Raw genomic sequence first — 14,213 nt, 5'->3', positions numbered from 1 at the left:
GAGGGAGTGTCGGGATTGATTACTCAACGGGGACAGCCGGCTCTTCAGGAGTGGGAACTGCCGATCCTGCGGGATAGAACCATTTGGGCTCAGCCTGCTTCCAACGCTGGTCACCGATATTACGAGTATAAATCTCGTGGGTTGTCACTTTGAGGTCATTCTTGTACTGCAGACGAGTCCAGATCTGATCGGGATCAATCGAGTGGAGGTCGGGATGATGTACAGAAGCCTCTGAAGCGTGGTAACGGGGATTGGGATCATTGAAGAGCTCGGTCGAGAGCAGAGGTGTACCGCCTACATGTATGGCAAGGTCGTTGATCGTAAGACCGGGAGCCAGACTCTTCTCGTCGGCATATGCTCCGAACGACTTAGAGTTTGCGGTAAACTTGGAACCAGAGAAGATGCCGTCCTCTACCAAGTGAGCGTCGGTACATCCGGCCGAATAGTTGTCACATACGTCGATGAAAATTTCACCTGTGCCATTGATGGTCTGGATGAGACAGCCATTCTGATATACGTTACGCTTGTCATTGTTGTCACGGGCAAGAACAATAAGGTTGCGCTTGAAGCTAAACTTGGAGCCACCGGGCACAAACTTCATATCGAAGAAGTAACGGCCATTGGAGCGGGTCGAGAAGTTGATGAATGTATTGTTCTCAATCTTCACGTTCCACTGCACGTCGCTCTTCCATGCCACGTCCTTACCGTTGTCGAAGATGAGCGAACGACGGGGCGAGTCGTAGATAGTACAGTTGGTCATCTCAAAGCCTTTGAAAATGTTGTCTTCGACATTGTTACCTGCACCGGCTATCCATGCATAACCCGAACCGTTGTTGTCATAGTAACCCTGGTTGAAGAATACACAGTTGTCGATGATAAGTTTATTGAACACTTTCTTGTTGGGGCCCTGGATACGGAAGAATCCGCGAATCATGCCCTGGAATGTACAGTTGCGAAGCTCAAATGATTCAAATTCCACACCGAGACCATTGCTGTACATATTGGCAAAGTAGTTGCCGGATGTACCACCCTGGCCATTCTGGTTGCCACCATAGTTGATGGCTTCGGGCACTTCAAAGTCAATATCCTGGAAAATCACCTTCTCAATGGCGATAGGAGCGTCGAGGTCGGTGGGAGCAGGCTGCTTACCGAGGTTCCAGTTGCAGCACTGGGGATTGTCACCCTTGCGGGCAATACCGCCGAGATAAATCTTGGCGCGTCCTTTGCCTGCGAGAATGTCGGCGGGATCGGTCTTCATTGTGAAGCCCTTGTTGATCGACTGATTGGAGCGGATATAGTAGGCCTTGCCTCCTTCGAGCAGGAACACCTGGCCCTCGGCAAGAGTGGGATCACCGTTGAAGTTCTCAATAAGGGTATCGATACGGCAAGCCTGATATTTGCGCTCGCCAACGTTCCAGATCGAGTCGGGATCTTCGTAGACTTCGGTAGTCACTTTGTGGAGGAACTTGATGGGTGCACCGGGGTCGCCCTTGGTACGATAGTTACGAGCCTTGTAATACTTGTCGCTCTCGAAGTGAGCTTTTGTATTGAGTTCGTCATAGAGGGCGATAGAATAGAGGCAACTGCTTGTAAGGCCGGTAAGCTCAATATAACCGTTTGCACGGTCGGTGTCGGTGATGGGATACATCTCATACTTGGCGGGCACGACAGCCGTGGGGTTGGAACTGTGGGGTGTGAGGGTGAGGTGTGTCACACCAAGCTCTCCATTGACGATGCGGAAACGGCTCTCGATTGTATCGGCGTCTTCGGTAGAATAATTTGAACGGTCCCAAGTGAGATCGAGAAGCACTTTGAATCCGTCATAAGTCTTCTCACGGGTATCTATACCGTAAGGTGTGGCATAACGGGCCTTTGTCTCAATCTGCATATAGTCTTCCCATTCCTGACCGCCTCCGAGACCATACCAAAGAGAGTTTTTGGCGGGGTCGGTGGGGTGGAGGGCACGTATGGCGAAGCTGTACACCTTACCATACTCAAGGTTATAGAGCTCATAATGGAGCTGCTCGGCGGGAAGATTGACACGCTTAACTTCGGGGTGAAGTTCGGGATCCCAGTTTTCGTAACGAGAAGCATCGTCGCCTGCACCTGTACCACCGGAGCCTACGCCAAGGCGATAGAGGAGCTCATAACCGGCGGCTCCATCCACACCATACCAGTGAAGCTGGATGGCATTGTAAGCACCGTCAATTACTCTCGAGCCATACTGGTCGGATTCGTCGCTGATATTTGTGTTATGCTTCTTGCGGAACATCGGCCTCGGCAGACGGTCAAGGTCGTCAACGTTGTTGAAAACAACGTCGTCTTCCTTACACGAAGTTACCGAGAAGGCAATCAGTGCAGCAAGGAAATATAGTACTTTTTTCATTGTATCGTATTAATAAAAATGAGGTTATATTACTGTTGTGAGTAACCGTATTTGTTGACATACGCACCATGTGAACGTGCTATTTCCGAAGCGGGATAAGGAAGGATGTAGCGCACGACAGGCAACTGGTCGACTGTAGGATTCTCTGACGGGTCAGGACAGTGGTCAAGATTTCCGTTACGAATGAGATTAATTGAACCGGTGGGGCTGTACTGTATGAAACCGAGAAGCGAGTAACGGATTTCATCCTTGGGCTCCTGGGCATCATCATTCCACCAGGCAAACACATCCTCATCAGTCCAACTGGAGGTAGATATGCTTGCGCTGCCGAGTTTGGTATATTTGTTCTTGGCCTCGGCAATCTGCGAGCTTGTCCACTTCTCATAGGGATTGGCAGCCCAGCAGACCATAATGTCATTGTTGGGGAACTGACGCTCCGAGTAAACTGCCTCCTTGGTGATAGGATCAAGATTTTTGTAGGTACGCAGAGTGGCAATCTTATAGGGAAGTTTGTCATAGCCACCGCTGTAACCGAAGTCGTGCTCAGAAACGAGGTCGGTGTAGGTCGACGAACCACCGGCGTCCTCGGCAATAGCGAGGTTACGGAAGAATGTCCAGTAGAGCTCTACACTGTACATGTTGTTGCGCACGAGGTCGCGCCAGCGCATATTCTCGCCGGCAAACTCAAACTTGCGCTCGTCAAGGATGGTCTTCTTAAACTCCTCATAGTCACCGCACGCAAAGGCTTCGGCCTTGATGGGATTGGTGTTGCGGAACGCACGCTTGCGTACTTCCTTTACAGCATCGATGGCATCGGTTGTAGGCTGGCCTTCGATTTCGTTGTCAGCCTCGGCAAACATCAGAAGCACATCGGCATAACGGAGGTAGGGATAGTTGATACCGGTGCTGCCCTGAGAGCTGCGGCCAAGACCTCCGGTGACCCAGAGCTTGGACCATTTACCGTTCTGTACAGTGTAAGAGTTCTCAAAACGACATGTGTACTCAGAACCCTCGGCAGTGTAGCGGAAGAGCTGGTTGACATAGTCGCGACGTTCATCATCCTCATCAAACATGAAGCGATAGAGAGCGTTGAGACGAGCACTTGACTTGGCTTCGCCATAGGGATGGGGAGACTGACCCTCATAAAGCTCCATCTTGGGGCCGTGGATGTAACCGATGTTACCGGTCGACTCCTTGCCGAAGGGGATTTCGAAGATAGGGTCGTCGTTGTTGGTCACGATATTGTTGCACTCGTCAACAAAGACCTTGTAGTAATCCTTGCTAAGATTATGCACATTGGAGTCAATAACCTTCTTGGCATACTCGCGTGCAGTCTTGTAGAACTCAAGATAGTTGGCAGCACGGGTCATCTTGCCATAGGTGTCACCGTCGGGGGCGAGATACCAACCACCGGCTGTCATGGCCAGACGGGCAATCATGGCATAGGCAGCCTGACGCGAGATACGCTCAACACCTTCGCTAATCGAAGAGGGGTCTTTCATGCCGTCTGCGACTGACTTGATATCTTCGATACACTTGTTAAGTATCTCGATACGGTCGGTCACGGGATAGACCATGGTGGTAGTTGTCTGTGACGAGTTGAAAGAGAAGGGCACATCACCGAAGAGCCAGATGAGCTCGTGATAGAACATGGCACGTGCCACCTTGGCCTCACCGATCATCTGAACGATGTCTCCGTCGGGATTCTTGGGGTCATAGGCGGGCGAACCCTCGGCACCCTCGATAAAGAGGTTGCACACCTCGATGCCATGATAGAGATCTGACCACGAGTTTTTAATATCACTACCGGAGGGGTCACAGTCAAAACGGCAATACTTGTTGGTAGTAGTATATTGGCTGGAATTGGAAACGAAGTCCACATCGCTGTTGCGGCAGAACGCGTTGATGAGCTTGTCGCCAAACATATTGCTCGACAGCATCGACGCATACACACCATTGCGCGCACGCTCCATGGCACGGGCGTCAGAGAATACGTCCGTCGGGAAGTTTTTTGAGGGCGCGTCCACCTCGAGGTAGTCATTGCAGCCTACGAGGGCCACAACTGACATACCGGCGATGAATATATTGCGTAGTTTCATTGTTGGATTTTACTATGTAAATGGTATAAGACTAAGTATTGATTAGAATGAAAGGTTTATGCCGAGCACGTAGCTGCGTGAACGGGGATAACGGTTCATATCATAAGAGGGGGTGAGACCGCTCTGCACGTCAACCTCGGGGTCGAAACCTGAGTAAGAGGTGATGATGAAGGGGTTGGTCACCGAGGCATAGAAACGACACTTGCTCATGCCGGCATGCTTGATAATGTTGGTGGGCAGAGTGTAGCCGAGGGTGATGTCGGTGCAGCGCAGGAACGAGCCGTCCTCAACAAAGTTGCTTACGGTGTAGTCCTTACGCAAGTCAGCGGGATTCCACTGAGTCTTGCCGGCATTTACAGACTCATACAGCTCACGCTTTGTATCATCGCCATAGGTGTGCCATTTGCCATCGGTGTAGTTCCAGCGGTCGGTGAACTTGGAGAACACGTTGAGATAGTTGCCGTTGGTGTTACCGATCGACGATGACAGATAGTAGGCAGTTGCGTTATATACGTCAAAGTCGAGGAAGTAGGTGAAGTTGGCCACGAAGTCAAAGCCTTTCCACTGGCCATTGAGACCAAAACCGCCCTGAAGTTTGGGAGTGGTGCGGCCGATGATGGTGCGGTCCTTCTCGTCAATGCGACCGTCACCATTGAGGTCCTTGAATTTGGGCTTACCGGGGAGTGTGGCCTTACCTGCACGGTTGGAGTCAAACATTCCGTCCATATTGACAGTCGGCTTGCAATCAAGACCCATCTTATTTATATAGGCATTATCGATGGGCTTGTAGATGCCAGCACCGGCGTCATAATAGAACTCGTCAAAGCTATAGAGACCATCGTAAACGTAACCGTAGATGAGACCCACCTCACCGCCTACCTCGAGACGATAGTTGTTGCCGGCGGTAGAGTTGGCGCGAGAGTGACGGAGCTCGAGATAAGACTCGTCACCTGTGAGCTTGTCGACCTTCATCTTGTTGGCACCGATGTTGAAGCTGGCTGAGAGCACATAGTCCTTGCCGCGGAGAATGTCACCGTTGACCGAGAGTTCGAAACCACGGTTGGTCACCTGGCCGATGTTCTGATACTGCTTGGCATAACCCATGGTGGTGAGCACGTCGGCCTCGTAGATAAGGTCGGAAGTAGTGTTCCAGTAATACTCGGGGGTGATACGCAGACGGTTGTCAAAGAGAGCGATGTCAAACGCGAAGTTGCGTGTCAGAGTGGTCTCCCACTTGAGGTCGGGGTTCACGAGATACTTACCGGTATCCATCCAGAGGTCACCGTCTGAGAGCGACTTGTCAAACTCGGGACCCTCGGTGTTGTTGCTGTAGTAGAGGAATCGCCACTGGTCAGCCTTGATACGGTTGTTACCTGCCTTACCGATGGCAGCACGGAACTTGAGCTCGTTGAGCCATATCTGATCCTTGAGGAAGTTTTCCTCAGAGAGCACCCATGCGCCCGATACCGAGGGGAAGTAACCCCACTGGTTGCCGGGAGCGAAGAGCGAAGAACCGTCGGCACGGAATGTGGCCGAGAGGAGATACTTGTGATTGTAGTTGTAGTTGATCTGACCGAAGTAAGAAGTGGTGCGGTCAGCGGTGCCGAGCTCGGAGGTCGACTGGTAGGGAGTACCGAGACCCATGTTGTCCCATGCACGCTGGGCATCGATGTCGCGGGGGAAGTAGCGATTCTGCTGGAAGGTATTCTGGCTCTGTGAGTTGTAGAGCTCGAAACCTACGAGAGCATAGAAATTGTGCATATCCTTGACGCTCCAGTCATAGCTGGCGGTGGTGGTCCAGGTATAGGAGTTTTTCTGTGTCTTGGTGATAGAGGCCACGGGCAGGTTGTTGTGCTTCTTGCCGGTAGAGGTCAGAGGTCCGTAGAAACGCTTGTCGTCAGAGAAAGCGAAGTTGTAGACACCCTCGGTGCGGAGAGTAAGGCCGGTGATGGGCTTGTACTCGAGAGCGGCCTGGTTGGTCACGGTGTAAGAGTGCTTCTTACGAGTGTTGCTAGCGATGTCATTCACAGGGTTGGTGTAGGCAAAAGCTGCCTCGGCATCGGGGTCGGCTACACCGTCGGCCCATACAAGACCAAGCTCACGGATACCGTTGGTCGGACGATAGCGGAGCACGTCGATGATACCGCCTGTGCCCACGTTGTCACCACCTGCACCCTCGTCGCGACGATAGGATACTTTGGGGTTGAACTGGAGGGTAAGATTGGGGAGAATCTTGGTCTGGAGCTTGGTGTGGATGTTGGTACGGCGTACACCTGAACCCATGATGATACCGCGGTCATCCGACTGGGTGATCGAGATATTGTAACGGGTCTTGTCAGTACCGCCACCGATCGAGAGGTTGGTCGAGTAGCTGAAGGGGTTGCCGCCCATCACCTCGTCCTGCCAGTCGTGAGTAGGAGCGGCATTGTAGAGGTCCATGTCAAGAGGGTTACCGAAGTAGTAACGGAACTGGTTGGTTTCAGTAGTGTTATACTTCTTTGTCGCAGCAGCGAGGTCCCACTGATAGTTGACAAACTCGGGAGTGTTCATCAGGTCGAGCTTCTTGGAGATGTGGCTGATAGAGCCCTGGGCGTTGAAGTTGACCTGGGTCTTGCCTTCCTGAGCCGACTTGGTGGTCACGATTACTACACCGTTACCACCCTTGGCACCATAGATAGCGGTGAGCGAGGCGTCCTTGAGGATGTCGATGCTCTGGATGTCGGCCGGCGGGATGTCGTTGATGTTGTCGACCTGGAAACCGTCCACGATATAGAGGGGGTCGTTGGCCTGGGTCACTGACGTCGCACCGCGCACGCGGATGTTGATGTCGGCACCGGGCTGACCGTCGACGGTGGTTACCTGCACACCGGCCACCTTACCCTGGAGGGCTACGGCTGCCGAAGTCACAGGCACGGCGGCGAGCTTGACGCCCGACACCGAACCTACCGAACCGGTGAGGTCGCGGCGGGCACGGGTGCCACCATAACCGATTACAACGACTTCCTCGAGAGCCTCAGAGTCCTCGAGAAGCACTACCTTGATATTTGTCTGGCCGTTGACCTCGATGGTCTGCGGCTTGTAGCCGATGTATGATACATGCAGCTTGGCGTTGGGGGCACACTTGATGGTAAAATTACCGTCAAAGTCAGTAGCTACACCGTCCTTTGAACCGTCGACGAGCACTGTCGCGCCGATCATGGGTTCGCCTGCGCTGTCCTCGACAACGCCGTTCACGGTGATGTTCTGAGCGCGTGCGGGCAGACCCACGCAGAGCACCATCAGCAGGAGCATTGTTTTCCAGTGCGTAGCAAAGGAAATTCGCCGTAGCCATTGGCTACGACCTGTGTTTAAGTCTTTCATGTAAAATAATTAATTGATAAATAAGATTTGTGTCATGTATATGGTGTTATTACAGGTCGGCACCTGCGTAGCCATGGATAGGTACGCGTCGCTATCAGCAACCGGAAGTGCTAAGCCTGAATGGATTAGGGAATAGCTTAGATTGGTCGATATGGTTTAATTTCATGGTATAAGGTGACGTCAATATCGTGCATCTCTTGGATAGAGATACATATTTACAGGTGCAAATATACATCTAATTTTGTAAAATACAATGATTTCACCTTACTTTTAACAATTTTATTTTGAAAGATTGTTTTAAAACGTTTTTTCAGACTACACCTATATTATATAGGCCCGAAAGGCTTCCAGACATATGGCCGGGCATTTTACCGTGACATTCATGCCCCAATCGTGCATCTGATTGTGGCACACCTTACATCAAAATACCCCGACGATTAAAAAAAGCCTGACAAACAAGGGAGAGCCGCAGCCCTCCCTTAAACTTTAAACTTTTAACTCTAAACTCTCTCAAAATCCTCTCAGGATTTTGACCGCAAGTATCAGAGCCCGGCTTGTGGCCGAATTGATGACACGTTCGCGCGAACCGTTGAAACGCGCCGTCTCATAGAGCTCGCGGTCACCGCAGCGGGCGCAGATACACACCGTCCCGACAGGCTTCTCGGGCGTACCGCCTCCGGGGCCTGCGATGCCGCTCGTAGCCACTGTCACGTCAGCCCCGGTGACACGCTGCACACCCTCGGCCATCTGACGCACCACAGGGATGCTCACCGCTCCGTGAGCGGCAATGTCTTCGCCATTCACACCGAGCACACGCGTCTTCACCTCGTTGCTGTACGACACCACGCCGCCGGCCACCACATCCGATGCCCCGGCTATCAGAGTCAGTTCATGGGCTATATTGCCACCCGTGCAGCTCTCGGCCGTAGCCAGAGTCAGACCTCGTCTGCGACACTCTTCAAGCAATATCTCGGCCGGGGTCAGGTCGCGGTCGGCCAGCACAGCCGGCCCGAGTATCTCCTTGAGCCGCGCAATCTCGCGGGCGACCTCACTGCGTATAAACGACTCATCCTCATGATGGCCGTCCAGACGCAGACGTATCAGACCCGGCTTGGGCAGATAAGCCAGATGGAGCCACCCGGGCAACGCCTCCTCCCACGGGGCTATCTTCATGGCCAGTGCGCTCTCCGTGTAGTCGGTCACCATAAGCACCGCATGCTCTATGTGCACACTCGACGGGAAACGCTCGCGCAACGCCGGAAACACCGCCTCGGCCATCATGGTCTCTGTCTCGTAAGGCACGCCCGGCATCGACACCAGCACACGTCCATCGCGCTCAAACCACATGATGGGCGCGGTGCCCACACGGTTTTGTATCACCCGACACGAACTCGGCACCACTGCCTGAGCTTCCGTCAGAGGATTCATCTTCAGCCCGCGGCGGTCAAAGATGCGGTGGATATTCTCGGTCACCGCTGGGTCGGTCACCATCTCGCCGCCGAAATAATCGCGCAGCACGCTCTTGGTGATGTCATCCTTGGTCGGCCCGAGGCCACCGGTGGTCAGCACCACCTGTGCCCGCTCAAACCCGCGGTCGATGGCTCGACGTATATCATCGGCACAGTCGCTAACCGTCTGCACCTCACACACCTCCCACCCCCACGGCGAGATATGACGGGCTATCCAGCCCGAATTGGTATCGGTGACCTGCCCTATCAGCAGCTCGTCACCTATCACTATTACCGATACTTTCATCGCATCTGTATTATTATCTGTATTATTATACGTTCACGCGCGCGTAAGGCACACTGTCGTAGCGGCAGAACTGTCGGTCGAGATACTTGTAATAACCCGCTATGGCCACCATGGCCGCATTGTCGGTCGTAAACACTCTCGCCGGGATAAACGGCGTCAGCCCGCGGCGCACACAATACTCCTCCACCGCACGGCGCACACCCGAGTTGGCCGACACGCCGCCACCTATAGCGATAGTCTTCACGCCCGTCTGCTTCACAGCCTTGTCGAGCTTGTCCATGAGTATCTCTATGATAGTGCGCTGAAGCGACGCAGCCAGGTCGGCAAGATTATTCTCCACAAAATCAGGGTCGACCTTAACATTGTCGCGCAGAGTGTAGAGAAACGATGTCTTGAGTCCGCTGAAACTATAGTCGAGCCCCGCGATGTGAGGCTTGGCAAACTTAAATCTTGACGCGTCGCCCTCGGCCGCAAGACGGTCTATGTGAGGTCCGCCAGGATAAGGCAGCCCCATTACCTTGGCACACTTGTCGAAAGCCTCGCCCGCCGCATCGTCGATAGTGCGGCCGAGTATCTCCATGTCGTTATAATTGCGCACAAGTATTATCTGGCTGTTGCCGCCCGACACGAGCAGACACAGGAAAGGATATTCCGGCACAGGGTCTGACTCCTCGCGTCTGATGAAATGCGACAACACGTGTCCGTGCAGATGGTTGACATCCACGATAGGCACCCTCAGACCGAGCGAAAGCCCCTTGGCAAACGATGTGCCCACATGCAGCGACCCAAGCAGTCCCGGCCCGCGCGTAAAAGCGATGGCCGAAAGCTCATGTTTGTCGACACCCGCACGTTTGAGAGCCGTATCGACCACCGGCACGATATTCTGCTGATGAGCGCGCGAAGCCAGTTCAGGCACCACGCCACCATACTCCGCATGCACATCCTGCGACGCGATGACATTGCTCAGCAGCACACCGTCGCGTATCACAGCCGCCGACGTATCATCGCACGACGACTCTATTCCCAATACTATAATGCTCATAGCGATAAACAATTTCCCGCAAAATTACTACTTTTTCTCCAAAATCCCCCCCGCCCGACGCAAAAGTGTGAGCGCGCAAGCGCGAAAAGCCCCATTTGCCCCACCCTCCACAAAAAAGCGGCCGCCCGAGACAGGGCGGCCACCACTTATGAGAGATAATTAGAATTGATGATGCTTCTTAACAAAGAATTACGGGCACATTACTGGAGAGTACCGTTATTGGCGGCATCGATCATCTGCTGATTGGCAGTGATATAAATCTCCACGCGGCGGTTCTGCGCGCGACCCTCGGCAGTAGCGTTTGAGGCCACATAATCCTGCATAGGCAGACCCTCGGCCGAAAGACGATTGGCGGCTACACCGCTGTTGAGAAGATAATTGCGCACGGCATCGGCACGACCGGTCGACACGCGCTGGTTCACAGCCAGAGTGCCGGTATCGTCAGTATAGCCATAGATCTGCACATTGGTGTCGGGATTGCTGATAAGCGACGACGCAAACTTGGTCAGGTCGGTCTTCGCGCTCGAGCTCAGCGTAGTGCCGTTGGTCGGGAAAAGAATACCGCCGTTAAATGTCACCTTGATAGCCTGGAGACCGTTAGAGTCGGTAGTCTTCTCTATCTGGGCCTGCTTGGCAAGCTCAGCCTCAAGCTCGGCCTGCTGCTTGTCCATCTTCTTGCCGATGAGCACACCTGCGCCTGTACCTACGGCTGCACCGATGGCAGCACCGATGGCAGCACCCTTGCCGCCGCCGATGAGCGCGCCCAGACCGGCTCCTACGCCGGCTCCGCCGCCACCGCCGATGAGGGCTCCCTTACCTGTATTGCTCATTGACGAGCAACCTGTCATACCGAGCACGCACACTGCAAGCACAGGTATACCTATTACTTTCAGAAATTTCATAATCTATATTTTTAAGTTAATTTTGTTAATTCTGATGCAAATATACGAAGAATATTTGATGAAAATTACCAAAACCTGCAATAATTCGATTAACAGGGCATTACTACCGACATACGCCTCACAATCCGCCGGCCAATCCCACGGCCGCCGGCATCACCGAGGCGGCCACATCCGTGTCGCCAAACAGGTCGGCCACCGTAAGCCACACAAGCAGCAGCACTATCAGCACCACCACTCCTATCACAAGCCACAACGGCACTCGTCTTGTATCCTTGTCACTCATAACAATAGTTGTAAGATTATCATTTTTATACGTTATATTCATCAAAACACCCGACAACGCATAATTGTTAGAGGAATTTTCGTTAATTTTGTCCGACAATCAACCACAGCAATACCCCCGACCACATGCAATACAATCAGATGCAGATCATCAAACGCCGGTTTTTCGCCATGCGCAACGGCATCATAGCCGACACCCTGCGCAAAGCCGGACTCGACTACCGCATGATATTCGGCCTCAACCTGCCGCAGATCACCGACATCGCCGCCGACCTGCCCCACACCCCCTCGCTGGCCGCCGAGCTCTGGGCCGACACACGCACTCGCGAGAGCCTCCTCCTCGCCCCGATGCTCTATCCCGTCAGTGAAATGAGTGCCGACACCGCCGCCGCATGGCTCGCACAGGCACCCACCACCGAAGTGGCCGACGTGCTGTGTCTCCGCCTCCTGCGCCGTCATCCCGACGCCCTCGCCATAGCCCTCGACGCCCTCGACGCCCCCGCCGAAATCACACGCTACGCAGCCCTGCGCCTGCTCTTCAACCTCCTCATCCTCGCCCAATCCCCCACCTCCGGCTCCCACGGTCAGGCCGCCGCGCTCGCCGCCGACATACGCCCTCACATCGAGGCCGCGCTCGCCTCAGCCACCCCTCTCACACGCCCCATAGCCGCACAACTTCTCGATGAAATAGACTTCTCCCTCGAAAGCTGAGGTATTTTTTACAAAAAATTAACCCGTTTATTTGCAAAAACACTCTTTTATCGTAAATTTGCACCTGATCAATACCAAATCCTTATACCAATCATTATGTTCAAGAACCATCCCAAGGGCCTGATACCTGCGGCCCTGAGCAACATGGGCGAACGATTCGGCTACTACATCATGAACGCCGTTCTCGTCCTGTTCCTTTGCTCCAAGTTCGGCCTCAATGAAGAGACGAGCACACTCATCTACTCATTCTTCTATGCCGGCATCTACGTTCTCAGCCTCGTGGGCGGATACATTGCCGACAAGACCTGCAACTACAAGGGTACTATCATCTCGGGCCTCCTCGTCATGACCTTTGGCTACGTGATTCTTGCCATACCCATTCTCGCCACCGAGGGCAACACCTCCTGGCTCCTCACAGTAACCTGCGTCGCGCTCTTCCTCATCGCCTTCGGCAACGGTCTCTTCAAGGGCAACCTCCAGGCCATCGTCGGTCAGCTCTACGACAATCCCAAATACAGCTCGCAGCGCGACTCCGGCTTCCAGATATTCTACGTATTCATCAACATCGGCGGCGTCCTCGCCCCCTTCGTGGCTCCCATGCTCCGCAGTTGGTGGCTCAACGCCAACGGCATGTCCTACAACGCGTCATTCCCCGCCATGTGTCATGAATACCTCAGCGTATCCGACTCCATGACCGATGAAAACATGAACAATCTCTACGCCCTCGCCACAGCCGTAGGCCACCGCGGCGAAGAGATGTCAGAATTCTGCACCCGCTACCTCGACGTATTCAACACCGGCATCCACTACTCATTCATCGCATCGGTTGCCGCCATGCTCATCTCGCTTATCGTGTTCCTCTGCGTCAAGAAAGGTCTCCCCTCGCCTGTGCGTCAGGCCGCTGCCGAGGACGCAGGCTACACACAGGAGGAGAAGACCGCAATGGCCAAGGAAATCAAGCAGCGCATGTATGCACTCTTCGCAGTGCTCGGCATAGCCATCTTCTTCTGGTTCTCCTTCCACCAGAACGGCACCTCCATGTCGCTCTTCGCACGTGACTTCGTCGACACCTCCACCATCGCCCCCGAGATATGGCAGGCTGTCAACCCCTTCTTTGTCATCGTGCTCACACCCCTCATCATCCTCCTCTTCTCATCGCTCTCGCGTAAAGGCAAAGAGATTTCCACTCCCCGCAAGATTGCAATCGGCATGGGGCTCGCCGGCATCGCCTACCTCTTCCTGACCATCTACTCGCTCTATATGGGCTATCCCTCCGGCACAGAGTTCCGCGCTCTCAGCGAAGCCGCCAAGGCCGGGCTCCTCTCCGGTCCCTGGGTGCTCATCCTCTACTACTTCTTCATGACCGTGGCCGAGCTCTTCATCTCGCCCCTCGGACTCTCGTTCGTATCCAAGGTAGCCCCCAAGCACATGCAGGGTCTCTGCCAGGGTCTCTGGCTCGGTGCCACAGCCGTGGGTAACCTCATGCTCTGGATCGGCCCGCTGATCTACAACAAAGCCCCTATCTGGGTAGCCTGGGCCGTGTTCCTCGCTGTCTGCATCATCTCGATGGGCATCATGTTCGCCATGGTGAAATGGCTCGAGAGAGTGACCAAGTAAGGCTCAGCTTCTTATTAACAAAATATTAACAATCGTCCTCCGCTTGCGGGGGCCGATTT

At 53.8% G+C, this 14,213-nt stretch carries 9 protein-coding genes; 2 read left to right on the top strand and 7 right to left on the bottom strand.

All coding sequences use genetic code 11. From position 1 onward, the window contains the following. Positions 1-19: 19 nt before the first annotated feature. The 7 genes from QGT73_RS05485 to QGT73_RS05455 form a co-directional block, all read right to left on the bottom strand. On the bottom strand, positions 20-2,386 hold the full coding sequence (locus QGT73_RS05485) for a right-handed parallel beta-helix repeat-containing protein (protein WP_280121784.1): 2,367 nt from the start codon (positions 2,384-2,386) through the stop codon (positions 20-22). A gap of 29 nt (positions 2,387-2,415) precedes the next feature. Beyond that, the gene (locus tag QGT73_RS05480; protein WP_280121783.1) at positions 2,416-4,485 is read right to left on the bottom strand and encodes a RagB/SusD family nutrient uptake outer membrane protein; all 2,070 of its coding nucleotides are present in this window, start codon (positions 4,483-4,485) and stop codon (positions 2,416-2,418) included. Positions 4,486-4,527: 42 nt separating this feature from the next. Further along, complete coding sequence (locus QGT73_RS05475; protein WP_280121805.1) at positions 4,528-7,776, bottom strand: SusC/RagA family TonB-linked outer membrane protein; 3,249 nt, start codon at positions 7,774-7,776, stop codon at positions 4,528-4,530. 579 nt (positions 7,777-8,355) lie between these two features. Continuing rightward, positions 8,356-9,600: a CinA family nicotinamide mononucleotide deamidase-related protein gene (locus QGT73_RS05470; RefSeq protein ID WP_280121782.1), complete on the bottom strand. Its 1,245-nt coding sequence runs from the start codon at positions 9,598-9,600 to the stop codon at positions 8,356-8,358. Between the two features lie 25 nt (positions 9,601-9,625). Further along, positions 9,626-10,642 (bottom strand): tRNA (adenosine(37)-N6)-threonylcarbamoyltransferase complex transferase subunit TsaD, encoded by a 1,017-nt coding sequence (tsaD, locus tag QGT73_RS05465; protein WP_280121781.1) that lies wholly within the window; start codon positions 10,640-10,642, stop codon positions 9,626-9,628. A 200-nt stretch (positions 10,643-10,842) separates the two neighbouring features. Continuing rightward, positions 10,843-11,544, bottom strand: coding sequence for a YiaD family glycine zipper/OmpA-like lipoprotein (locus QGT73_RS05460; protein WP_280121780.1), 702 nt, complete (start codon positions 11,542-11,544; stop codon positions 10,843-10,845). Between the two features lie 118 nt (positions 11,545-11,662). Next, positions 11,663-11,827 carry a hypothetical protein gene (locus QGT73_RS05455; RefSeq protein WP_280121779.1) on the bottom strand — a complete coding sequence of 55 codons (165 nt, stop codon included), beginning with the start codon at positions 11,825-11,827 and terminating at the stop codon, positions 11,663-11,665. A gap of 125 nt (positions 11,828-11,952) precedes the next feature. On the opposite strand from QGT73_RS05455, the gene QGT73_RS05450 reads away from it, so the two are divergent. After that, complete coding sequence (locus QGT73_RS05450) at positions 11,953-12,537, top strand: hypothetical protein (RefSeq protein WP_280121778.1); 585 nt, start codon at positions 11,953-11,955, stop codon at positions 12,535-12,537. A 96-nt stretch (positions 12,538-12,633) separates the two neighbouring features. Continuing rightward, entirely contained in the window at positions 12,634-14,154 is a 1,521-nt protein-coding gene (locus QGT73_RS05445; protein ID WP_280121777.1) for a peptide MFS transporter, read from the top strand. The last annotated feature ends 59 nt before the right edge of the window (positions 14,155-14,213 follow it).

This window comes from Duncaniella muricolitica (assembly GCF_910574735.1).
In the GTDB taxonomy this organism is placed as follows: domain Bacteria; phylum Bacteroidota; class Bacteroidia; order Bacteroidales; family Muribaculaceae; genus Duncaniella; species Duncaniella muricolitica.
This window is presented reverse-complemented; position numbering and strand designations above follow the sequence as displayed.

What these genes read in the sequence shown, in the direction of transcription:
- tsaD (WP_280121781.1), bottom strand. Translation starts at nt 10,642, where the DNA reads ATGAGCATTATAGTATTGGGAATAGAGTCGTCGTGCGATGATACGTCG.
- QGT73_RS05480 (WP_280121783.1), bottom strand. Translation starts at nt 4,485, where the DNA reads ATGAAACTACGCAATATATTCATCGCCGGTATGTCAGTTGTGGCCCTC.
- QGT73_RS05460 (WP_280121780.1), bottom strand. Translation starts at nt 11,544, where the DNA reads ATGAAATTTCTGAAAGTAATAGGTATACCTGTGCTTGCAGTGTGCGTG.
- QGT73_RS05475 (WP_280121805.1), bottom strand. Translation starts at nt 7,776, where the DNA reads ATGCTCCTGCTGATGGTGCTCTGCGTGGGTCTGCCCGCACGCGCTCAG.
- QGT73_RS05485 (WP_280121784.1), bottom strand. Translation starts at nt 2,386, where the DNA reads ATGAAAAAAGTACTATATTTCCTTGCTGCACTGATTGCCTTCTCGGTA.
- QGT73_RS05450 (WP_280121778.1), top strand. Translation starts at nt 11,953, where the DNA reads ATGCAATACAATCAGATGCAGATCATCAAACGCCGGTTTTTCGCCATG.
- QGT73_RS05455 (WP_280121779.1), bottom strand. Translation starts at nt 11,827, where the DNA reads ATGAGTGACAAGGATACAAGACGAGTGCCGTTGTGGCTTGTGATAGGA.
- QGT73_RS05445 (WP_280121777.1), top strand. Translation starts at nt 12,634, where the DNA reads ATGTTCAAGAACCATCCCAAGGGCCTGATACCTGCGGCCCTGAGCAAC.
- QGT73_RS05470 (WP_280121782.1), bottom strand. Translation starts at nt 9,600, where the DNA reads ATGAAAGTATCGGTAATAGTGATAGGTGACGAGCTGCTGATAGGGCAG.